This is a genomic window from Mesorhizobium sp. B2-5-3, from assembly GCF_006441005.1.
Taxonomy (GTDB): domain Bacteria; phylum Pseudomonadota; class Alphaproteobacteria; order Rhizobiales; family Rhizobiaceae; genus Mesorhizobium.
Genome location: NZ_VFUS01000012.1, coordinates 69,164 through 91,499, shown reverse-complemented (window position 1 = coordinate 91,499; position 22,336 = coordinate 69,164). Strand labels below are relative to the sequence as shown.

Sequence of the window (22,336 nt, the reverse complement as noted above, 5' to 3'; positions counted from 1 at the left end):
AGGGCTGGTCGGCTCAAATAAACCAGTCGGGGTAGGCGTCGCGCAGTTGCTCGACATCGGGAATGACAGCGCCCAGGTGGATTCGCATGGCCTCGCAGGCAGCCTTCACGTCATGCGCCCCTATAGCGTTGCGGATGACCGTATGCTCGCCAATCACATGGTCCATGCGGCCGAGCGCGGGCAGCGTCATGCGTCGCGCCCGGTCGATCTGCACCTTGACCGGCTTCAGATAGTTCCAGATGCCGGAATAGCTGGCTATTCGGGCAATCGCCTCGTGAAAGGCCTCGTCGGCCTCGTGAAATCCGTTCATGTCCTGTCGTTCGGCAAGGAACCGCTGCCGCGCCAATATGTCGTCGAGCTTTCCCACATCGTCGCCGTTTGCGCATTGCGCGGCCTTTTCGACCGTGGCGCCTTCCAGCGCCTTACGGATGACGACGGCTTCGGGAATGAGCGAGATCGGTATCGGCGCGACGAAGGTTCCCGACTGAGGATAGATATTGACCAGCCCGTCTTCGACTAGGCGAATCAACGCCTCGCGCACCGGCGTGCGGCTGACACCGAAACGCTCGGTCAGCACCTTTTCATTCAAGGCGTTGCCGGGCTTAAGCTGCATGGATACGATCGCCTCGTGCAGTTCGCGGTATACTGCGGACGCAGCCGTCGTACGCACGATGCCCGGCCGACGCATCTTCGTTCGAACGGAGACGGCGTCGCGGTCGGAGCCCGCAATGCCCGCATGCGCCTTTGCTGATGTCATTTCTCGATCCCCGATCTTCAATCAGTTGACATATTAATATATTATTCCTTACTGTTCGCCAATATCGGAACGCCGCTTCATCCCAAATTATGATCGCGCGCATTCAATCGCCCCTCCCTTCCGAACGCCGCTTTCGCGGCTCGACCGCAAGGATTTTGCAATGCCGCTCCATCCCGACAGGCTTTTTTCGCCTGATCCTACCGTCCGTTCCATCGCCAGGCGCCTCTATGAAGGCGTGCGTGCCTTGCCGATCATCTCCCCGCACGGCCATACCGAGCCGGATTGGTATGCGTATGACCTGCCGTTCCCGGATCCGGCCACGCTGTTCGTCAAGCCCGACCACTACATTTTGCGCATGTTCTATTCCCACGGAATGCGCATGGAAGATTTCGGCGTCCCACGACTGGATGGGGGCCCGATCGAAACCGATCCCCGCAAGATCTGGCGCCGCTTCGCCGAGAACTACGCCCTTTTCCGCGGCACGCCGACACGGCTGTGGTTCGAGCATTCGCTGGCAACGGTCTTCGGAATCGAAGAGCGGCTCGGCGCGAAGAATGCCGACCTTCTTTATGACCGCATCGCCGAACAGCTCGAGCGGCCGGAGATGCGCCCGCGCGCGCTCTACAAGCGTTTCAACATCGAAGCCATCTCAACGACGGACGCCGCCACCGATGCGCTTGCCGCGCATGATGCGATCAAGGCTTCCGGATGGGACGGCCGGGTTGTGCCAGCCTACCGGCCAGACGCCGTCGTCGACCCTTCGCGCAAGGGTTTCCATGCCGAGGTGGAGCGGTTCCTGGCGTTGGCCGGAACGCCGGCCAGCTATCCCGGCTATCTTGAGGCGCACCGAATCCGCCGTGCATATTTCAAGCAGCGCGGCGCGACGTCCACCGACCACGGCCATCCGAATGCCCGCACCGCCGACCTGTCGAAGGCGGAAGCAACGGCTCTGTTCAACCGGGTGCTGAAGGCCGATGTTTCGCCCGAGCATGCCGACCTGTTCCGCGCGCAAATGCTGACCGAAATGGCGCGCATGAGCGTCGAGGACGGCCTGGTCATGCAAATCCATCCCGGCTCTTTCCGCAACCACAACCCGCAGATTTTCGCCGAGTTCGGCTTCGACAAGGGCGCAGACATTCCCACCGGCACCGATTATGTCCACGACCTCAAGCCGCTCCTCGACGCGTTCGGCAACGACACGCGCCTGACATTGATCCTGTTCACACTGGACGAGACGGCCTATGGGCGCGAGCTTGCGCCGCTTGCCGGGCATTATCCGGCGCTGCGCCTCGGGCCGCCCTGGTGGTTTTTCGACAGCCCCGGAGGCATGTACCGGTTTCGCAAGCTTACCACGGAGACAGCCGGCTTCTATAACACGGTGGGCTTCAACGACGACACCCGTGCCTTCTGTTCGATCCCCGCGCGGCACGACATGGCGCGCCGCGTCGACTGCAATTTTCTCGCGGAATTGGTGGCTGACCACCGGCTCGACGAGGACGAGGCGCAGGAAGTGGCGCACGATCTCGCCTACTGCCTGGCCAAGAAAGCCTATAGGCTCTGACCATGGCGCAGCGGCTTTCCAATCGGACCTGGGTGACCTGCCGGCCGGGATCGGGCGCGCGGACCGCAAAGATCGGCTTGGCTGCCCAACTGGCCGCCGTCTTCCTGCGGCTGAAGCAGGTCCTCGGCACCGATCTCCCGGCCGAGCCCATTTCGCAAGCCTGGGAACCGTATTTGACCGATCTTTTGAACGACGGCGCCGCAGCCACCGTGGCATGATTGGCGCAGCGGTTCATGCACGGAGCAGAAAGCGGTTGTTTTTGATGACTGGTAGATTAATATATCAAAATTGAAATCCTGCCGGACAAGACAGGACCAGCGGAGGAGATGAAGATGATCAAGATCACTCGGCGACAGGCGGTCGGCGGACTAGCCGGCATGGCGGCGCTTCCGGTTGCGCGCGCGTTTGCCCAGACCGCCAAGCTGCCGACCGCGCCCGTCACCATCAATATCGTCGATGTCGCCGGCAATCTGGCGCTAACCCAGAAGGCGATCGAGAATTACAAGACGGCCAAGCCGGAACTGATCTCGAACATCGTCTTCACCAAGGCGCCCGCCCCCGAGCTTCCCGGCAAGATCAAGGCGCAGCAGGCGGCGAACCGCGTCGATATCGACCTCGTGCTTACCGGAACGGATGCGCTGTCGGCAGGCCTCGAGATGGACCTGTGGGTCAAGCTGCTTCCTGACGATGCGGGCGCCTTGCCGAAGCTGGCCGATATCTATCAGGAGCCGGCAGCGCGGATGCAGACGCTGGCCAAGGACCACGGCGTCGTCGTCACCTACTACCCGTCCGGGCCGCTGCTCGAATACATGCCCGACAAGGTCAAGACGGTGCCGACCACGGCGGAGGAGCTTCTGGTGTGGGCCAAGGAGAACCCGAACCGGTTCCTCTATGCGCGCCCGGCCAATTCCGGCCCCGGCCGCACCTTCCTGATGGGTCTTCCCTATCTGCTCGGCGACAGCGATCCGAAGGATCCGGTCAAGGGCTGGGACAAGACCTGGGCCTATCTTAAGGAACTGCACAAATACATCGAATATTATCCGACCGGCACCGGTGCGCTGATGAAGGAACTCGGCGAAGGCACGCGCGACATGACGGTGTCGACGACTGGCTGGGACATCAACCCGCGCGTTCTCGGCGTCGTGCCGAAGGAAGCCAAGGTTGGGGCGCTGAAAGGCTTCCATTGGGTCGCCGACGCCCATTACATGTGCGTGCCGAAAGGGGTCAGCGACGAAAAACTGGCCGTGCTCAAGGACCTGATGGCATTCCTGCTGACGCCTAAGCAGCAGGCCTATACCTATGACGAGGGCTATTTCTATCCGGGCCCGGCGGTCAAGGATGTCACCCTCGACATGGCGCCGCAGGAAAGCCAGAATGCGATCGCCGAATTCGGCCGCACCGAATATGCCGACCTGATCGCCAACAACCCGATCGAACTGCCGCTGGAGCCCGCTTCGATGGTAACGGCATTCCGAATCTGGGACGAACAGGTCGCCGCCGCCGCGAAATGACAAACTTTTGAGTTTCAGCGCATAATAGGAACCGGGCATGCCGCCCGGTTCGCCTACAACAATGGGGCTACGAACGGATGCTGCTCGCCTCGTCGAAATTCGACGAACTCCGCCTCGATCATATGAGTCGAAAATTCGGCAGTATGAGCGCGCTGAGTGACGTTTCGCTGACCGTGCGCAAGGGGGAATTCATCGCCCTGCTCGGACCTTCGGGCTGCGGCAAGTCGACCGCACTGAACTGCATCGCCGGACTGCTTTCCACCACGGGCGGCAGCATCTATCTCGACGACAAGCGCATCGACCAGCTTAAGCCGGAAGACCGCGGCTTCGGCATGGTCTTCCAGAACTATGCGCTGTTCCCGCATATGACCGTCAAAGCCAATATCGGCTTCGGCCTGAAGATGCGCGGCACGCCCAAGGCCGAGATCACGCAACGCGTCGACGAGGCGCTGGGGCTGGTGCGGCTGGAAACGCAGGGCCACAAGCTGCCGGGTCAACTGTCAGGCGGTCAGCAGCAGCGGGTGGCCATCGCCCGCGCCATCGTCATCGAGCCGCCGCTGGTGCTGATGGACGAGCCGCTCTCCAACCTCGACGCGAAATTGCGCATCGAGATGCGTGCGGAAATCCGGCGCATCCACAACCAGCTCGGGGCCACCACCCTTTATGTGACGCATGACCAGGACGAGGCCTTGTCGCTTGCCGACCGCATAGTCGTGCTGCGCGATGGCCGAATCCGGCAGGTCGGCGCTCCGCGGGACCTCTATGAGAGCCCGGACCATCTCGACGTCGCCGAATTCATGGGTTACCGTAACCGGCTAACCGGCAAGGTCACCCGGCGCGACGGCGACATTGCCATGGTCGAAGTCGGCGGCGTCAGCCTTTCGGGCAGGCTGCGCGACGATCTCGCGGTTGGCGCGCAAGCCGTGATCGCCGCCAGGCCGGACGATGTCACCGTGAGCGACAAGGGCATCGGGACGCTTGATGCGAAGGTCGAAACCATCGAGTATCGCGGCCGGGAATTCGTCGGCACGGCACGCACCGAGGGCGGCCTCGAGCTGATCTTCCATGCCAGCCAGGCCGCGTCGGTCGGGAACACGGTTTCGCTCTCGATCGATTCTGCCCACGCCCTGATCTACGCGGCCTGAGGACGGCGATGTCGACGCTCGATCATACGCCCTCTCCTTCCCTGCGCCAGCGGCTGGCCTTGCACGGGATCGACGGCATCACCCTTCTGGTGCTTCCGGCCGCCTTGTTTACGCTGGCGATCTTCGTCTATCCCTTTGTCTACGGCCTGCTCCTGTCCTTCCAGCCGAAGGAAGGGGGGCTCCTCGCCAACTACCAGCGTTTCTTCTCCGACCCGTTCCTTTACAACACCATTGCCACAACGCTGTGGCTGGCGGTGCCGGTCACCGTTATCAGCCTGGCGCTGGCGCTGCCCATCGCCTTTCGCGTTCGCCTGATGACGCACCAGCGTATGCTGACCACCATCCTCGTGCTGCCGGTAACGCTCGGCACGGTGCTGGTGGCGGAAGGCCTGCTCAACTATCTGGGACCGCAGGGCTGGTTCAGCCGCACGCTGATGTTGTTCGGCGTCATCAGCAGTCCCGTGAAACTCACCAACAATTACTGGGGTGTTTTCGCGTCGCTGATCATCACCGGTTTCCCGTTCACGTTCCTGTTGACGCTTTCCTATGTGACAGGCATCGATCCGGCACTGGAACAGGCAGCGGCGACCCACGGCGCGCGCTCCTGGCAGCGGTTCCGCTATGTGTTCCTGCCGCTGCTGATCCCCGGCCTGGCCATCGCCTTCCTGCTTTCGTTCGTACAGGCCTTCGCCGTCTTTCCGTCGGCGGTTCTGCTCGGTGCGCCGGCCGGGCCGACCCGCGTGATCTCGATTGCGGCCTACCAGGCCGCCTTCGAGCAATATGACTACTCGATGGCCTCGGCAATCGCGATGATCATGGCCGGTGTGCAGTTGGTCATCGTCGTCGCCATCCTGATGCTGCGCAACCTGTTCTATCGCGGCAGCACCGCAGGCGGAAAGGGCTGACATGATCCGCGACACAACCATCGCCGCCAAGCTCTGGATCACCGCCATCTGGGTGGTGGTGGGTTTCTTCGTACTCAACCTCGCGGCGATGATTGCCACGGTCATCCTGTCGTCCTTCGGCACGCGCTGGCTGGGCACATGGATTCCTGCCGGCTTCACCACCCGCTGGTATTTCGCCGCCTGGGCGGAATTCCAGCTCCACGATATCCTGATCGTAACCTTCCAGATCGCCTTCACCGTGGTCGCGCTTTCAGGCCTGCTCGGCGTGACGGCAGCCTATGCGCTGGCGCGGCGCGATTTTCCCGGCAAGAAGCTGATCATGCTTCTGTTCCTGCTGCCGCTTCTGGTGCCGCCGATCACCTTCGGCATTCCGCTGGCTACCGTGCTCTACCAATCGGGGGTCGGCGGCACATTCTGGGGCGTGGTGCTGGCCAATCTTGTGCCGACGGTTCCTTTCGTCATCCTGGTGATGATCCCCTTCATCGAGCAGATCGATCCCAAGATCGAGGCGGCCGCGCGTGTCTTCGGCGCCAACACGTTCCAGCTCTTCCTCCATGTTCTGCTGCCGATGCTGATGCCGGGCATCTTGGCGGCGCTGCTGCTGGTGCTGGTGCGTACCATCGGCATGTTCGAACTGACCTTCCTGACGGCCGGGCCGACCAGCCAGACGCTCGTCGTGGCGCTGTACTATTCTGTCTTCGCCTCGGGCGTGCGCGCGGTGCAGTCGATCGACGCGATGGCGGTGGTGTATATGATAACGACGCTGGTCTGGCTGCTGATCGCACTGCGCTTCGTCAATCCGACGCAGATTGTCGCGCGGGCAAAGCAGCAGCCCGCCTCCGCCTGAAGCAGGCTTTTCTTTCCGCCGCATGATGGCGGCGGAAAGCCACTCTCTCCAGGAATCCTGGAGCGTTCGAGAAGGAAGCTCTTATACGGGTTGGTTGCTGGCCGGATCCGCACGGATGAGGGCTGCGATCAGGCGCTGTGTCTGGAGCGCCTCCTCACCCGTCACGACCGGATCGCGGTCTTGCGAAATCGCATCGGCGAAATCGTCAATCAGCGCACGATGCGCGTCATGGGGGAAGTCCATGATGGCTGCGCCGCTGCCTGTCTTCCCCTCCGCCTCGACGCGCTCTTCGCGCCCGTCGAGCCAGTCGACGCTCAGCGCCCCGCCGGTCAGCGTGGCCGTGCCGACCGAGCCGACAATCTCCATGGTTTCAGGCGAGCCCGGATAGGCCGCCGTCGTGGCGAGCAGCGAGGCCGGTGAGCCGTTGCCGAGCCGCATCAGGGCGGTGACGTAATCCTCAGCTTCCATCCGGTGCAGGCCAGTCGTCCGCACCTGCGAAGCCAGCACCTCTACCTCTCCCAGCAGAGAGCGGAAAAGGTCGATGGCGTGGATGGCCTGCGACAACAGCACGCCGCCCCCGTCCCGCGCGAAGCTGCCGCGGCCGCCGGTGTCGTAGTAGGCCTGCGGCCGCCACCACGGAACCCGAAGACTGGCCGCCTCCACCGTGCCGATGGCGCCGGAAGCCAGCAGTTGGCGCAGCCGCAGGCTGGCCGGCCGGAAACGGTGCTGCAGGACGACGCCGAGGCGCAGGCCGGCCCCGCGGGCCAGCGTGACCAGCTTCTCGGCGCGGGCCAGTGTTGTTTCGAGCGGCTTTTCGACGAGCACGTGCTTGCCGGCGGCAAGGGCCAGTTCGGCCACCGCCAGATGTGCGTTGGCCGGCGTCAGCACCAGCACCGCCTGAACCTCGGGATCGGCAATCGCGGCCGCAATATCGGTCGTCACGGGAAAGGAAAACTGGTCGGCAAAGGCTTCTGCCGTCGCCTGGCTGCGGCTGGCCGCCCATTTCACCTCGATCCTGCCAGCAAGATCGACGAGGCTCTTCGCATGCGGCAACGCCGCCGGACCCAAGCCGATCATGGCGACACGTAGCCTGCTCATCGCGCGTTCCTTTCCTGCCCCGTCACGACGACCGCCGCCGCCTGCGCCTCGAGCGCCAGCCGGCAGACCGTGAAGACATGCTCCTGCGTCATCGCCGTTTCGGTACGCTCGCACACGTCGGCAAGCAGGCGCTCGAAATAGGATATCTTTTCGCCCGACGCATCGAAATGGCGCGTGCCCTGGCCATCGACGAGGAATACGTGGTCCGTGCCAGGTTTGCCGGCTATGTCGACATATTTCCTAAGTTCGATCGTGCCCTTGGTGCCGAGCAGGATGAGCCGTCCATCCCCCCAGGTCGGCAGCCCGTCGGCGGTGAACCAGTCGACGCGGATATAGCCGCTCGCTTTGTCTCCGCGCAGGAGGATGTCGCCGAAATCCTGGAATGCTGGAATGTCAGGAGCGCCAAAATGGCCGACCGCACTTGAAACGACATTCGCGTCGGCGCAGCCAGTATAGAACAGGAACTGATCAATTTGGTGCGAGGCGATATCGACCAGGATGCCGCCGTAATTCACGGGATCGAAAAACCACGCCGGGCGTAGCGCACGGTTGAGCCGGTGCGGCCCCAGGCCCGTCACATGGATGACTTCGCCGATGGCGCCCTCCATCGCCAGCTGCGTCGCCAGCGTCGAGGCTCGGGTCAGGAGGCGCTCCGAAAAGCAGATCGAAAAGATGCGTCCCGTCTCACGCACGGTCTGCCGCACGGCGGCAAGCTGCTCGAACGTGGTCAGGCCGGGCTTGTCCGCAAGCACGTCCTTGCCATGCCACATGGCCTCGACGGCAATGGCGGCCCGGTCGGAGGGGACAGCCGCGGTAACGACGAGGTCGATGGCGGGATCCTCGATCAGGCGCCGTCGTTCGACCGGCGCGATCCGTGGAAAACGCTCGGCGATGCCGGCGGCAACCTTGGGATCGGTCGTCGCGGGATCGTAGCCGGCGCACTCGGCGCCGGCATCCAGAAGCCCACCGATCAGGTCATAGACGTGACGATGATCGATGCCGATCACGGCAAATCGCATTGGTCCGCTATTTCATCTTGTTGGCACCGACCTCGCGGTCCCATTTCTCGAAGGCGGCGACCAGTGCTTCCGGCTTTAACGGCGCTTCGACCGGGAACTTCCTGATCAGCTCTTCATATTGTGGGCGGCCGAACTCTGCGATGGCGTCCTGGCTTTCCTGCGGCGCGGCGCTGAGTGGTACCCCCTTGACCGCTGGACCGGGATAGAAATAGCCCTTGTCGTAGGTATAGGCCTGCTGCGCGGGTTCGAGCATGAAGGCCATGAGCTTGACCAGAACCGCGACCTTTTCCTCCGCGACGCCCTTGGGAATGCACATGAACTGCGTATCGGGCACCCAATGCGTGCCTTCGAGCGCAAACGTCTCGATCTCCTTCGGCACGATGCCCAACACACGCGGGTTGATGTCCCAGCCGAAGGTGGAAACGATCATGTCGCGGGTGCCCTCGGCCAGCTCCTTCATCGTCACCGTGGTGCCGGAGGGATAGTAATCGATGCCTTCATCCAGCGCCTTCAGATAGGCCCAGGTCTTCTCCCAGCCATTGATGGGATCGGAAGGATTCTTGTCGCCGAGGATGTAGGGCATGGCCATCAGGAAGGTCCAGCCCGGTCCCGAATTGACCGGCCGCGCATAGCAGAATTTGCCGGGATTGGCCTTCACCCACGCCAGCAGTTCGTCGGTGTTCCTGGGGATGGTCTTGACCCTGTCCGGCGCATATTCGAAGAGTGGGCCCGACGGCGAATAGACGACGGCGACGCCTTCGTTCTGGCCGAAGTTCTTCTGCATCATCAAGGCGCTGTCGAGATAGACGTCCTCAGCCTTGGGCAGCACAGTGGGGTATTTCGTCCACACGTCGATCCACAGGCCCTGGGTGATGCCGTCCGACATGGCACCCGGCCCCGTCAGCACCAGGTCGATGTCGACCCGGTTGGCCGCCTGCTGCGCGGCGAGCTTGGCCGGCAGTTCGGGGGACGGCGCGCGCGAGAACGTGATCTTGGAGACGAGCCCCGGATTTTCCTTGCCGAATTTCTCGATTGCCGCCTGGGTAAGCTGCAGATTGCCCGCGACATCAATGATGTTGAGCGCCACCGGCGAAGTGGGCAGGGCAAGCTCGTCGGCGAATGACCTGCCAAAGGGCAGCGCTGCAAACCCGGCCAATCCGCCGAGCGCCTGGCGGCGTGAAATCGTGAACATCGTCGTCGTCCTCCTCATTTATCTCCTTGAAAGAGCGGCATCTCCACACTTTCATCCCGGCTCTCCCAGACGAATGATATATTAGTCTATTAGTATCGAATGCAACGCAAATGACGCCCCGCTGCGCTGAAGGTCCCGTCGCGGACAGGCCGCGTCAGGCCGCGCCTGGCATGCTGCACTATCCTAGCGCCAGCCCCTCGACGCGGCCGGCCTTTGGCGAAGCATCAGGATTTCTTTGCGCCGACCAATTCGTCCCACTTTCGGAAGGCGGCGATCATCTTTTCCGGCGGCAGCGGCAGTTCGATCGGGTTGTCGGCGATGAGGCTGGCATACTCGTCCCTGCCGAAACGTTTGACGATGTCCTGGCTGTGCTGCGGCGCCATGGAGACAGGCACGTTCTTCACCGCCGGGCCGGGGTAGAGATAGCCCTCATCGTAGGAATAAGCCTGCGCTTCGGGCGTAAGCAAAAATGCCATCAGATCAAGCACCACGGCGAGCTTGTCGTCGGAAATGCCTTTCGGAACGCACATGAAAAAGGCGTCCGAAACCCAATGGAAGCCCTTGAGCGTGCCGATCCTTGCCGATTCCGGCACGATGCCGAGGGCACGTGGATTGATATCCCATCCCGTGGTCGAAATGATGATGTCGCGGCTGCCTTCCCCGAATTCCTTCATGGTGACGCCGGTGCCCGCGGGATAATAGTCGATATACTGGCCGATCTCTGCCAGATAACCCCACGTCTTCTCCCAGCCGTCGACGGGATCCTGCGGATCCTTGTCGCCGAGCAGGTAGGGGAGACCCATCATGAATGTGCGGCCAGGGCCGGAATTGGTGGGCCGCGCATACATGAAGCGGCCCGGATTGGCCTTGGCCCAGGCTAGCAGCTCCTCGACCGAGCCGGGAACCTCCTTCACCCGCTCAGGGGCGTATTCGATCAGCGGGCCGGAAGGATAGTAGTTGACGACAACGCCATATCCCGCGCCCTGCTTCTTGTGCAGGGCCAGTGCGGCCGGTTCGTAATTGTCCTCGATTTTGGGAAACTTGTCGTTGAAATCAGGCAGAATCTTGATCCATGTGCCGTTGGCTAGGCCTGCCGCCAGACCGTCGGAGCCGGTCAGCACCATGTCGATATCGACGCGGTTGGCTTCTTGCTGCGCGCGCAGCTTTCCGGCAAGCTCGGTCACCGGCGCCTTGGTGAAGACGATCCGTTCGGTGCGCTCGGGATATTTCTTGGCGTAGTTTTCGAAGGCCGGCTGCGAAAGCGCCAGCGCGCCGCCCACGTCCATCACCGAAATGACGACCGGCGATGCCGGCAATTTGGGTGACTGCGCCCAGGCCCGCGTCGTGCCGGCGAGGAATGTACCGCCAATGCCGCCAAGGATGGTGCGGCGATTCACCTTGAGTTCACGAGCAGTCATGGTTGTCTTCCTTCCCATTTTGTCGTTTGCCGGTCGTATTCGCGTTCTTCTTCTCCGACGCGCGCATGGGTGATGGTCATGTCGGGCGCCCACTCGATCTCGCTGGCGGGCACGCGAAGGCCATGCGCGTCCAGCACCGGCTGCAGCAGCGCCATCACATTTGCCGAGGCCATATCGACAGCCTGTGCGAAACCGGCGATGCCCCAGCGCACCAGGTTGCGCACGGCGTCGTCCAGTCGCAGCGCCGACCCGGCGAGCCCGATGCCGCCAGGAACGCGGACCGAGCCATCGGCGCGGCTCTCGACCCGCATTCCGGCAAATTCGTAAGACCCGTGCGGCGCACCGGCCGCCGAAACGGCATCGGTAACCAGGACCGACCGGTCCAGCCCTTTTGCCCGGACCAGCGATTTCAACGCGCCTGGCGGAACGTGAATCCCGTCGGCGATGAATGTCGCGGCGAGACGGTCTTCGGCCAGTTGGGCAAACAGGGTATTGTCCAGTTTCGGCAAGGTTTGCGGCAGCCCGTTGCCGAGATGGGTGGAAAGGACAGCGCCAGCCGCCGCGGCCTGCGCCACGAGCTCAAAACCGCAAGCCGAGTGGCCGATCGAAACAAGAATGTTGTGCCGGTTCATGGCCCGTATGAAAGCAATGCCACCTTCCACTTCGGGAGCCAGCGTCGTCAAAAGGATCGGGCGCTTGAGCAGCGACTGCAGACGCTCAATGAGCGCAGGATCCGCAGCGGTCATCGCCGAGGCGGGATGGCATCCGGAATAACCCGGGGCGGGATTGAGGAACGGACCTTCCAGATGATAGCCGGGGCACATGAGGGGACCGAGGCGGCTTTCGGAGACAGCCTTGTCGAGAGCGCTGAACCGCGCCGACAATTCGTCCGGCCTTGCCGTGATGATCGTCGGCAGGCACGCTGTCACGCCGCACGCCAGGAGGGCCTCCAGCGCTTCGTCGAGTTCCGCCGCCGTCAGGGTCCCCGAGTTGAAATCGACGCCGGCGAAGCCATTGACCTGCATGTCGACCAGACCGGGAGTAATCATGTTGCGGCCGATCGCCAAGATTCCTTACGCGGAGAGTACACGGCTTGATACCGCTTGCAAGCCATTTTTGAATAATGTTATCCAAAAATGCGAAAGGAAAAGAATCCGGGCATGTTGACGCTCTACACCGCGGATTTCGAGGACGCCCGCCAACGCGACTGCGCACGCGTCATCGCCAGCCTGCACGAAGGCGGCGGCAAATCCCGCGCCGCACTTGCCGCCGAGTTGGACATGACCTCGATGGCGATCTCGCGCGCCATCGCCGACCTCGTCGGCAGGGGCATCATCGAGCAAAGCGTCGGCCAGGTGAGCGGCCGTGGCCGCCCACCGGCGCAAATCGTTTTGAACCCCGGTTGCGCGGGCGCGACCGTCCTTCTTGTTTCCAGCCAGGAACTGGTTGGCGTCCTTGTCGATTTCCGCGGAAGTGTCCTCGCCCGGCAAACCGCCCATGTTCCGTCCGACGCCGATTCGGCCCGCATGACCGCGACGATGCGTGACCTTGTCGCCGGTCTGCTCGGCAGCTGCCCGTCTGGCATGCGTCATGTCGGAACGTCCGTTGCCGTTTCCGGCATCGTGGACGTGAAGACCCGGACGTGGATATTGACCTCGCGATGGCCGAACGTTCGCGATTTCGACGTCGGCAAGGCGCTCGATGGCATCACGCCGCGCGTGTTCCTGTTTCGCCAACTGGATGTCGAATTGAGCGCCCGATACGCCGTGCCGGGCATGGAACGACTGGAAGGCGCCTTCATTCTTCATTGGGGTTGGGGCATCGGCCTGGCCTATCGCGGCAGCGACGATGCGCCGATGCGCCAGGGCGGCCCCTTCGGCGAAATCGGCCATTGGCGTTTCAACGTGCTCAAGGATCGCCCCTGCGGATGCGGCAACCGGGGCTGTCTCGAAACAGCAGCTTCGCTGTCAGCCCTGTTGCCGGTCATACGGGAGATATATCCGTGGGCTTCAGGGGAGGAGGAACTCCTCTCCAGCCAAATCGAGACGATGGAGCTGACGGATATTCCCGAAATCCGGGTCGCCGTCGATCTTATGGCGCGCGCGCTGGGGAACGCCTGCAGGCTGCTTTTCCCCGAGAAGGTGTTCATCACCGGCCCGTTTACCTGCAATGCCGGACTCTACGAACTTCTACGCTCCCGCTTCGAGGCGGAAGGATTGATCGGCACCTTGCGCCTGCCGACCCTGATCTCCGATCGCTCCAGCCTGGACTACGTCGTCCAAGGCGCCGCGCAACCGCTTCATGAAATCGCCGTTCGCGTGCTGCTCGGCACACCGCAGGGGAAACCGAATGGCGCAGGGCGGACCCGGCGGAATGGAAAGCGGCAAAGGCCGATGCCCTGACACGAAGCATCTGAATGATTCACGCTGCGGGTTCAGAGATCCGGGAGCAATCTCGATGCCCCACACCTCTCACGTCCTGTGGAGAATGCTGCGACGCCGCTCGGGCGAAGCTCACTGCCTCGCGGAGGTTTTCGAGCCGGTTCTCACTAGCGAGCCGCACAGCGAACAGCCGCATTTAGCATGTCGCCAGCGTTTTCTTCTTTAGGCCAGGAGCGCATTCCCGCGCCGTTCCATCTCTGCCGGATCGAGGTCCTCCCTCCACGACAGGAGCACCCAGACGTGGCCGAAGGGATCGCGCACGGTGGCGGAACTGGCGCCATAGAACATATTCGTGGGTGGCTGAATCTCTTCCGCGCCAGCCTTGACCGCGCGCCGCAGCAAGGTCGCGTTATCATCAGTGAAGATGTGAAGGCCAGCTGTGCAGCGACCAAGTGTCTGCGGCTCGCCGTATAGTCTCTCGTCCGGATCCCCGATCATGATCACGGCTCCGCAGATCAAAATCTCGGCGTGCATGATTTTGCCGCCTGGGTGGGCAATTCGGAACAATTCCATCGCTCCGAATGCCCGCTCGTAGAACGCGATCCCATCCGACGCCCCGTCGACGTAGATATGAGGGACAATCGCATTTCGATATCTCTCCGGTCGTTCAGTCATCTCGGTGTCCTCGCGCCAAATATCAGAGCGCTCGTTTGCGGTGCACAAGCCGGCGAAACACTCTTTACAAGACCCGGCGGAAGGCTCGCCTCAGGTCGCCCACCGCACCGCCGGAGACCATCAACCGTGCGTCGACACGATCCGTTCCGGGTTCCACGCGATCATCTGCTCGATTGCCGCCGAAGCCGGCGCCGGCTCGACTTGAAATTCCTCGAAAATCGAACGGTGCCTCTCTTTTCCAACACGGCAGGTCGGCAAAAATCCAGGCCGACTCCAACCTGGAGACTGTCCTGATATTTCCGGCGATCAGCGGCTGGCGCCAGAAGGCGATACGGTCCTGCAAGCGATGGCCTGGATAGTCGCCGGCATGAAGCACGGATGGCCGAAGGCGGTCGGAAGTCGAACGCCGTCCGCGGCTGCTCGCCCCTAGACGCCGAGATGATGCTGCAGCAGCCCCGGCTGTGTCTTGAGCTCGGCGGCCGGGCCCTCGTGGGCGATATGGCCGTTATTGATGATATAAACGCGGCTCGCGAGCGCCAGCGTCGCGGCGATGTTCTGTTCCACCAGCACGATTGTCTGCCCTGCCTGGGCCAGTTCGCGGCAGGCGCGCACCAGATCGTGCACAATGACTGGAGCAAGTCCTTCGAAGGGCTCATCAAGCAGAAGGATCTTCGGGTTGCGCACCAATGCACGGGCTATGGCCAGCATCTGCTGTTCGCCACCCGAGAGATCCGTGCCACGGCTGGTGCGCCGTTCCTTCAGCCGTGGGAACATCGTGTAGATGCGTTCCAGCGGCCAGCGGCCGTCGGCGGTCAATCCGGCCAGAATGATGTTTTCCTCGACGCTCAGGCTGCCGAAGATGCGCCGATTTTCGTGCACGAGCTGCATGCCTTCCCGAGCGATGCTGTGCGCCTTCCTGCCAACCAGCTCAACCCCGTCGAGCTCAACCGAGCCGGCTCGTGGCGTCACCACGCCCATCAGGCTCTTCAGCGTCGTCGACTTGCCCGCGCCGTTGCGCCCGAGCAGCGCCACGACCTCGTTTTTCTCGACCCTCAATGAGACGTCGAACAGAATGTGACTGTCGCCATAATAGCTGTTCAACGCCCTGACTTCGAGCAGGCTCATGCAACCTCTCCATGTACCCCGCCGAGGTAGGCTTCCTGCACCTTTGCGTTGGTCTTGATCTCAGCGGGCATGCCTTCGACCAGTACCCTGCCCTCCTGCAGGACGGTCACTTTCTCGACCAGCTCGAAGAGCGAATCCATGTCGTGGTCGATGATGATCATCGTGCGTCCACGCGCGATTGACTTGAGCAGCGCCACGGTCTCGACGCGCTCGCGCGGGCTCATGCCGGCAAGCGGCTCGTCAAGCAGGAGCAGGCTCGGCGACGTCGCCAGCGCAAGGCCGATTTCCAGCCGCCGCTTCTCGCCATAGGCCAGTTCCGAAACGGGCCGATCGAGCCGCGCCGTAAGGTTCACCAGCGCCGCCGTTCGCTCGACCTGCTCATTGAGACCGGGAACGCTGTGGATACTCTTGAACAGGTCAAGCCGGAACTTTCCACGCGCCTCGCCCAGCGCGGCAATCATCAGGTTCCGCCGCACCGTCAGGCGGTCGAACAGCTGGTTGATCTGGTAGCTCTTGGTGAGCCCGAGCTGGCACACCTCGGACACACCCATGCCCGTAATGTCGCGGCCGGCCAGTATGATGCGGCCGGAGGTCGGCGCGATCTCGCAGGTGAGCATCTTGAAGAACGTCGTCTTGCCCGCGCCGTTGGGTCCAATGATGCCCCTTATCTCCCCATGGTCGACGCTGAAGTCGATGTCGCTGTTGGCTGTGATACCGCCATAGCGTTTGGTTAGGCCCTGCACCTGCAGGATCGGTCCGGATGCTGGCGCAGTGCCATGCCGGCGCGCCGGCATCGGTTCGACGACGGTCACGACGTGCGGCGCACTCTCGACCGCGGGATTGGCCCGTTCGATGCGCTTGCGGCCGCCGGTCAACCCATAGAGATCGACGATCGCACCGACGATGCCGCGCCGCAGGAAGCAGACCAGCAGCACGAAAACGATGCCGAGCACCAACTTCCATGTGGCGCCGAGATGCAATGTGTTCTGGAAAAAGTCGCTCAGATAGAGCCACACCGTCGCGCCCACCAGCGGCCCGAACAGTGTGCCGGCACCGCCGATCGCCGTCTGCATCACGACCTGGCCAGACGTGTCGAACATGAAAGCGTCCGGCGGCATGAAGCCCTGCATGACGCCCAACAGGCCGCCGGCAAAGCCGGCATAGATCGCCGCAACCACGAAGGCCGTGAGCTTGTAGCCGTGTATGTCGTGGCCGAGCGCCGCGGCGCGGAGCGGATTGTCACGGATCGCCGAAAGGATCGCGCCAACCGGCGAGCGTACGATGCGAAGTGCGACGACAATGCCCACGAAATACCAGAACGCCAGGAAGGTATACATCGTCCAGTCGGTGTTGAATTCGAGTACCGTGAAGCCGAGGTTGACGACCGGGGTTGGCACGCCAGGCAAGCCGTTCTCGCCGCCTGTGAATGCCGAGAGCGGATTGAACTCGACAAAGAAGAAGACTTCGGCGATGGCCACCGTGATCATGGCGAAATAGATGCCGGTGCGTCTCAGGGCGATCAGGCCGATCACATAGCCGACGACACCCGACACGACGGCGCCCATGACGATGGCAGCCATGACATAGGAGAAGCCGGTTTCAGTCAGGAGATAGGCGGCGAACATCCCGCCAGTACCGTAGAAGGCCGACTGGCCGAACGACAGCAATCCCGTGTAGCCGAACAGGATGTCGAAGCCGATCCCGAACAGGCCCCATATAAGGATACGATTGATCGTGCTGGGCGAAAAGCCGAGATGGGGCAGCACGAACGGCGCCAGGACGAGCGCCAGCGCCGTCAGAAGCTCGACAAGGAAGGGATGTTTGATGTTCATGGCGACCGCGTCTACTCGCGCCCTGCCGTGCCGAGCAGCCCGTGCGGGCGAAGCACCAGCACCAGAGTCATCGCCACGAACAGCATGACATACGAATAACCGGGATTGAACATCGAGGTGATGCTGATGATTTCGCCGGCGATGAGGCCGCCGAGGATCGCGCCCGGAAAGGAACCGACGCCGCCGATCACCACGACCACGAAGGTCTGGACCAGTATGGCTTCCCCGACATCGGGCGCGATCGACACCACGGGTGCATTGACAATGCCGGCGAAGCCGGCCGCCATGGCTCCGATGCCGAAGACGAGCATGAAGATCTTGTAGACGTCGATTCCAAGCGAATCGACCATTACCGAATCCTCGATGCCTGCTCGCACGATCATCCCGATGCGGGTGCGATAGAGCACGACATAGAGCATCAGCAGCGCCAGGGCGACGATGCCGAGGAGCGCCAATCGGTAGGTGGGATAGACCATGAAGCCCAGATGGGTGATGCCGACCAGCGAGGCGGGCGGCGGCACCGTGCGCGAGAGGCTGCCGAAGAAGAAGCGGATCGTCTCGACGAAAACGATGCCGAGCCCGAACGTAACGAGAAGCTGGTCCTCAAGCGGCCGCATGTAGAAATGGCGAATGATCAGCCGCTCGATCAACACGCCGACGATCATCACGAACAGCGATCCGGCCGCCACCGCGGCCAGGAATGAACCTGTGTAGGTGTAGGCGAGCCAGCCGGCATAGCCTCCGAGCATGAACATCGCGCCATGGGCAAGGTTCAGGACGCCGAGCGTCCCGTAGATGATGGTCAGCCCGGAGGAGATCAGCGCCAGAAGCGCGCCGAGCACGAGCCCATTGAAGCACTGCGAGATGAAATTTGCCCAGTTGATCACTCTGCGCCCACCTTAATCATGAAAAATATGCCCTGCCCTCGCGCCAGCAAGGGTTTGGTTGACAAGTCGCGAACAATCGACATTCCACCGACCGCCGGGAGACGAACCGTCTGCGTCCAGCCAGAGCCAGTCCCGGTGCGAGCGCCTTCTCCACCCGTGACGGGCGGAGAAGGCGCTGCGGGATATCAGGTGTAGCTGCCCAGGTTGCAGCCGAACTCGTCAGGCTTCTGCATCAGCGGCGCGCCATCGACCACCTCGACCACGTTCCAGTAGTCGTCGTCGCTCTTCATGTCCTTGGGGTCCTTACCCTGGACGAGTACGACCGGTCGCACGCACTGATGGTCTTCCGGCCGATAGTGAACGTCGCCGACGAGTGAAGGGATGGTCTCACCCTTCTCGTATTGCTTGATGACGTCCGGCGGATAGAAGCTACCGGCCTGCGACACCATGCGCGCCCAATGAGCGAAGCTGACATAGGCATTTTCGGCGCCCCATTCCGGCCGATAACCGAACTTTTTCTGGAACGCGTCCACGAACTGCTTGGCGAGCGGGTACTTGTCCTGCAGGGTCCACCAGAAATCGGTAGCGGCAAAAACGCCGGCTGTCAGTTCGGGGCCTACTTCCTTGGCAAGGAAGGGGATCTGGTAGGGGATGACCATCTTCATGCTCGGAGTCAGGCCGAACTGCTTGGCCTGCTGGATCGACAGCACCGCGTCGCGGCCCCAGTTGACGTTGACAATGAATTCGGCGCCCGAATTGGCGATGTTGGTCAGATACTGGCTGAAATCCTGGGTGCCTAGCGGCGAGACCTGGTCCGTCACCATCTCCCATCCACCCTGAGAGGTCAGGTAGTCGTTCACCGACTTGGTGACGGTGTGACCGTAAGTGTAGTCCGGCGTCATGAATGCCGCCTTCTTTCCCTTTCCGTAGGTCTTCAGAAGGATCGGGCCGATCGCGTTGGCTGCGGTCTGGCCGTAGAAGTTCTGGCGGAAGCCGTAGCGGACACAGTCCTTGCCTGTTGTGTCGTTTGAGCCGGAGATGCCCGCGACGTAGAGGATCTTCTCGCGCTGCGCGAATTTGTTGAGCGCAACCGCGACCGCCGATGAAGTCGAGCCAGTCATCAGGATGATGTTGTTTTGGTGGATGAAATTCTGCTCGAGCTCGACGGCCTGGTTCGGCTTGGCCGCGCTGTCGGCGGACAACAGCTCGACCTTCTTGCCGAGCAACCCCTTGTCGACTTTCGGCGCCAACGCCTTCATCAACTCATGGCCGTTGTTGATGTGGTCGACCGCCAGCTGCCAGCCCTTAAGTTCATCAGCACCCTGCACGGCATAGGCACCGGTAAGGGGCACCGCGGCTCCGATGTAGACGGTGTCGCCCGCCGACCCGGCCGGCCAGGTGCCTATCGCGGGCTTGTCGTCGGCTGCAAAAGCCGCAAAGCTGGATAAGGGCAGAACGGCACTACCGAGAAGACCTGCGCCCGCGTGCAGCATGGTACGGCGGGATATATTGGAAGTATTTTGATCGTCGAGCGGCATCAGCTGTTCCTCCTTAGCGTGGAGCCGTCGGACGGCTCTCATTTGTTGTTCCCGGAAACCGGTTTTTTCCAGCGAAACGCTGAAAATTGCCTATTTGCATGGGCATTCGCAGTGGCGTAGGCCTGCCAGTCAATACAACTTTCGTTTGATGATTCTGTTCATTGATCTGGATTAATAAGCATAGGAAAGTTTCGTTGAAGGTCATGAACATTTGGAGCATGGCATGCCGCTGACCGGCCACCCGATTGTGACCCGACTGACACGTGCAATGAAGCTGGATTCGCTAGACATCAAACGTCTTGAGGCAATCTTCGAGCGCGATCTTACCATTCGGAAACGGGAGGAACTCGTCGTTCACGGCTCCGAGTTCCGAAACCTGTGCTTTGTTAAAGACGGCTACGCGATCCGCTACAGGTTGCTGCGCAGCGGCAGGCGGCAAATCCTGAAGCTCATCCTGCCCGGTGATGTCATTGGATTCCCGGTCAGCTTTTTCGATCGATCCACTTGTTCGGTCGTTGCCGTGAGCGAACTGACCTACGCCGTCTGCTCGTTCGACGCGTACATTCGTCTCTGCTACGAGCAGCCCCAATTCGGTCTGGTGTTAAGTTGGCTCGCCGCCCAAGAGGCAGCGACTTATGCGGAACACATCGTCAATCTAGGTCGGCGCACTCCGATTGAAAGGTTGGCGCACCTTTTGCTGGAGATTCACGCGCGTCTCCTGGAAGTCGAACGCGCCGACGAAGCAAGTTTCGATCTGCCGTTTTCACAGGAAATCATGGCGGACGCGCTCGGGTTGAGCGTGCCCCATCTCAATCGCATCATTCAGCAATTGCGCGCCGAACAGCTTATCACCAGCAACGCGCGCTTCATCGACTTGACTGATCTTGCGGGCCTTCGAAGACTGGCTCAGTACCAGCCGATGTCCCTCGTTCCGATCCCGGTGCTGAAGCAGCGGGAATGAAAAGCGTCCCGTCGATCATATTAGCACCCTGCGTGAATTCCTTCACATACAAATCTCACCCGCGGCGTACAAGAGATGACAGAGCAGGCAATTTAGTCTCTCTTTCGGACAGATCATAAAGAAAATAGCAAAGATCAAGCCCGAAGAGGAAGTTGGTTTTTAAACTAAGCCAATTTCGTTCTCATCACGAATTTTGTGATGCCATCAACCAAAGGGAGAGAAACATGTATAAGATCATTACAGCTGCGTCTGCATTCTTCATCCTCACGGTGCCTTCGTTCGCGATCGACTCGACCTTCGTCCACAGTCTGCGAGCCGACAATGGTGACTTCGAAGCCCCAGGTGACTTGAAGGGTCAACATTCATTGGCTTCAGAAGAAGCGGTGTATGGCTTCCCGACCGGGTCGATCGGATTGCCTGGTGGCGCTTCGAACTCCAAGTGCATGGGGGTCAGCCCACACCAGTACGATCCTGTCAGCCCGGACTGCCGGAATTGATCCAGATAAGAGCGGTGGCTAGCGCCACCGCTCTGCCTCCTTGAGCGGGTACCGACTGACCGACGGACTATTAAGAAAAGCCCGACCATAGATCGCGCGACAGCCGTGGCAGGTCCAATCGCCTGGGACGGCGTCAGGATGCTGAACGGAGGTTCCCAGTTCGTCACCACGACAGGTGGAGGACTATCCCTTCATGCCGATCCGGTCTTCGTTGCGCAATCTGATTCGCGGCTCTGATGCGCGCGCCGATTGCGAATGGCGAGATCAGTCATCGTCCTGTGACTCGGCAATGTGACGAAGCGCACCGGCATTCGTTATGCGCAGGCCACCACGCTTGATTGCGATGATCGAACGGTTGCGCCAATCGTTAAGTGTCTTGTTGACGGACTCGCGCGTGGCGCCCAGGAACTCCCCCAGTTCGGACTGGGAGATCGGTATCCAACCTGAGCCATCCGCCATAACGCCGGCCAAAAAGACCAGTCGTTTTGCCAGCCTGGCCTCAATGCCGAAGAAAGCCTGATCGCCAAGTTCGCCGCTGACCCAACGCAGCCGTGCGCACAAAAGCTCAATCATGGCGCGTGCCAGAGGTGGAGTTTTTTCGATGCGATCGAAGAGCTGCTTCCGACCGAGCGAGGCCAGATCGCAAACGGTCAGGCAAGTGGCGGTTGCGGTGCGCGGGCGCCCGTCGAGCGCGCCGATCTCTCCGACCAAGCTGTGCGAAAGCTCGATATTGGCCACCAGCTTCCGGCCTCCCGGCGAATACATCGAGATCTCCACCGTCCCGCTCATCACCCCGTAAATACGATCGGATGGATCTTCCTGGACGAAGAGAATCTGGCCCGCCGCGTGGCGTTCAACCTTGCAGCCGCCGAAAAGAAGATCGAACAGGCGCGGATCGATCCGTGCAAGGCGCGGGAGATCATTTCTTTCGTTCGCGCCGCCAAAAGCCATGTCGCCCCCAAGTTGCCGATCGGATACTCCAACGCA

At 61.7% G+C, this 22,336-nt stretch carries 22 protein-coding genes; 9 read left to right on the top strand and 13 right to left on the bottom strand.

Features of this window, described 5'->3' with window-relative positions; all coding sequences use genetic code 11:
- Positions 1–13: 13 nt before the first annotated feature.
- Positions 14–688, bottom strand: a complete 675-nt coding sequence (locus FJ867_RS23920; RefSeq protein ID WP_140672117.1) for a GntR family transcriptional regulator — start codon at positions 686–688, stop codon at positions 14–16.
- A 229-nt stretch (positions 689–917) separates the two neighbouring features.
- Between FJ867_RS23920 and uxaC the strand changes: the two genes are divergently transcribed.
- The 6 genes from uxaC (at position 918) to FJ867_RS23890 (ending at position 6,726) form a co-directional block, all read left to right on the top strand.
- Positions 918–2,318, top strand: coding sequence for a glucuronate isomerase (uxaC, locus tag FJ867_RS23915; RefSeq protein ID WP_140818772.1), 1,401 nt, complete (start codon positions 918–920; stop codon positions 2,316–2,318).
- A gap of 2 nt (positions 2,319–2,320) precedes the next feature.
- The gene (locus tag FJ867_RS23910; protein ID WP_140686367.1) at positions 2,321–2,536 is read left to right on the top strand and encodes a hypothetical protein; all 216 of its coding nucleotides are present in this window, start codon (positions 2,321–2,323) and stop codon (positions 2,534–2,536) included.
- Positions 2,537–2,653: 117 nt separating this feature from the next.
- A complete protein-coding gene (locus tag FJ867_RS23905; RefSeq protein ID WP_140686374.1) occupies positions 2,654–3,829 on the top strand; it encodes an extracellular solute-binding protein in 1,176 nt (391 codons plus the stop codon).
- 77 nt (positions 3,830–3,906) lie between these two features.
- Positions 3,907–4,974 carry an ABC transporter ATP-binding protein gene (locus FJ867_RS23900; RefSeq protein ID WP_140498466.1) on the top strand — a complete coding sequence of 356 codons (1,068 nt, stop codon included), beginning with the start codon at positions 3,907–3,909 and terminating at the stop codon, positions 4,972–4,974.
- Between the two features lie 8 nt (positions 4,975–4,982).
- Entirely contained in the window at positions 4,983–5,879 is an 897-nt protein-coding gene (locus FJ867_RS23895; protein ID WP_140686366.1) for a sugar ABC transporter permease, read from the top strand.
- 1 nt (position 5,880) lies between these two features.
- The gene (locus FJ867_RS23890; protein ID WP_140513473.1) at positions 5,881–6,726 is read left to right on the top strand and encodes an ABC transporter permease subunit; all 846 of its coding nucleotides are present in this window, start codon (positions 5,881–5,883) and stop codon (positions 6,724–6,726) included.
- Between the two features lie 81 nt (positions 6,727–6,807).
- Here the strand turns inward: FJ867_RS23890 and FJ867_RS23885 are convergent, their stop codons facing one another.
- The 5 genes from FJ867_RS23885 to FJ867_RS23865 all read right to left on the bottom strand — a co-directional run bounded on the left by FJ867_RS23885 (position 6,808) and on the right by FJ867_RS23865 (position 12,502).
- The gene (locus FJ867_RS23885) at positions 6,808–7,824 is read right to left on the bottom strand and encodes a Gfo/Idh/MocA family oxidoreductase (RefSeq protein WP_140625462.1); all 1,017 of its coding nucleotides are present in this window, start codon (positions 7,822–7,824) and stop codon (positions 6,808–6,810) included.
- Positions 7,821–8,843, bottom strand: a complete 1,023-nt coding sequence (locus FJ867_RS23880; protein ID WP_140625461.1) for a Gfo/Idh/MocA family oxidoreductase — start codon at positions 8,841–8,843, stop codon at positions 7,821–7,823. Before FJ867_RS23880 ends, FJ867_RS23885 begins: the two co-directional genes overlap by 4 nt.
- 7 nt (positions 8,844–8,850) lie before the next feature.
- Entirely contained in the window at positions 8,851–10,035 is a 1,185-nt protein-coding gene (locus tag FJ867_RS23875) for an extracellular solute-binding protein (RefSeq protein ID WP_140513467.1), read from the bottom strand.
- 224 nt (positions 10,036–10,259) lie between these two features.
- Positions 10,260–11,453, bottom strand: a complete 1,194-nt coding sequence (locus FJ867_RS23870; RefSeq protein WP_140513465.1) for an extracellular solute-binding protein — start codon at positions 11,451–11,453, stop codon at positions 10,260–10,262.
- Entirely contained in the window at positions 11,450–12,502 is a 1,053-nt protein-coding gene (locus FJ867_RS23865; protein ID WP_140513463.1) for an N-acetylglucosamine-6-phosphate deacetylase, read from the bottom strand. Before FJ867_RS23865 ends, FJ867_RS23870 begins: the two co-directional genes overlap by 4 nt.
- A 111-nt stretch (positions 12,503–12,613) precedes the next feature.
- Between FJ867_RS23865 and FJ867_RS23860 the strand changes: the two genes are divergently transcribed.
- Positions 12,614–13,855 carry an ROK family transcriptional regulator gene (locus FJ867_RS23860; RefSeq protein WP_181167348.1) on the top strand — a complete coding sequence of 414 codons (1,242 nt, stop codon included), beginning with the start codon at positions 12,614–12,616 and terminating at the stop codon, positions 13,853–13,855.
- Positions 13,856–14,056: 201 nt separating this feature from the next.
- Here the strand turns inward: FJ867_RS23860 and FJ867_RS23855 are convergent, their stop codons facing one another.
- The 6 genes from FJ867_RS23855 to FJ867_RS23830 all read right to left on the bottom strand — a co-directional run bounded on the left by FJ867_RS23855 (position 14,057) and on the right by FJ867_RS23830 (position 19,891).
- Positions 14,057–14,509 (bottom strand): VOC family protein, encoded by a 453-nt coding sequence (locus FJ867_RS23855; RefSeq protein WP_140625459.1) that lies wholly within the window; start codon positions 14,507–14,509, stop codon positions 14,057–14,059.
- Between the two features lie 64 nt (positions 14,510–14,573).
- Positions 14,574–14,852, bottom strand: a complete 279-nt coding sequence (locus FJ867_RS23850) for a hypothetical protein (RefSeq protein WP_140625458.1) — start codon at positions 14,850–14,852, stop codon at positions 14,574–14,576.
- An 83-nt stretch (positions 14,853–14,935) separates the two neighbouring features.
- On the bottom strand, positions 14,936–15,634 hold the full coding sequence (locus FJ867_RS23845) for an ABC transporter ATP-binding protein (RefSeq protein WP_140561318.1): 699 nt from the start codon (positions 15,632–15,634) through the stop codon (positions 14,936–14,938).
- Positions 15,631–17,466: a branched-chain amino acid ABC transporter ATP-binding protein/permease gene (locus FJ867_RS23840; protein ID WP_140561320.1), complete on the bottom strand. Its 1,836-nt coding sequence runs from the start codon at positions 17,464–17,466 to the stop codon at positions 15,631–15,633. Before FJ867_RS23840 ends, FJ867_RS23845 begins: the two co-directional genes overlap by 4 nt.
- 11 nt (positions 17,467–17,477) lie before the next feature.
- The gene (locus FJ867_RS23835) at positions 17,478–18,353 is read right to left on the bottom strand and encodes a branched-chain amino acid ABC transporter permease (RefSeq protein WP_140561321.1); all 876 of its coding nucleotides are present in this window, start codon (positions 18,351–18,353) and stop codon (positions 17,478–17,480) included.
- A gap of 185 nt (positions 18,354–18,538) precedes the next feature.
- Positions 18,539–19,891, bottom strand: a complete 1,353-nt coding sequence (locus FJ867_RS23830; protein WP_140673400.1) for a substrate-binding protein — start codon at positions 19,889–19,891, stop codon at positions 18,539–18,541.
- 223 nt (positions 19,892–20,114) lie between these two features.
- Between FJ867_RS23830 and FJ867_RS23825 the strand changes: the two genes are divergently transcribed.
- Positions 20,115–20,852, top strand: a complete 738-nt coding sequence (locus tag FJ867_RS23825) for a Crp/Fnr family transcriptional regulator (protein ID WP_140498481.1) — start codon at positions 20,115–20,117, stop codon at positions 20,850–20,852.
- Between the two features lie 224 nt (positions 20,853–21,076).
- On the top strand, positions 21,077–21,349 hold the full coding sequence (locus tag FJ867_RS23820; protein WP_140498482.1) for a hypothetical protein: 273 nt from the start codon (positions 21,077–21,079) through the stop codon (positions 21,347–21,349).
- 264 nt (positions 21,350–21,613) lie between these two features.
- Here the strand turns inward: FJ867_RS23820 and FJ867_RS23815 are convergent, their stop codons facing one another.
- Positions 21,614–22,300, bottom strand: coding sequence for a Crp/Fnr family transcriptional regulator (locus FJ867_RS23815; RefSeq protein ID WP_140763130.1), 687 nt, complete (start codon positions 22,298–22,300; stop codon positions 21,614–21,616).
- Positions 22,301–22,336: the final 36 nt, after the last annotated feature.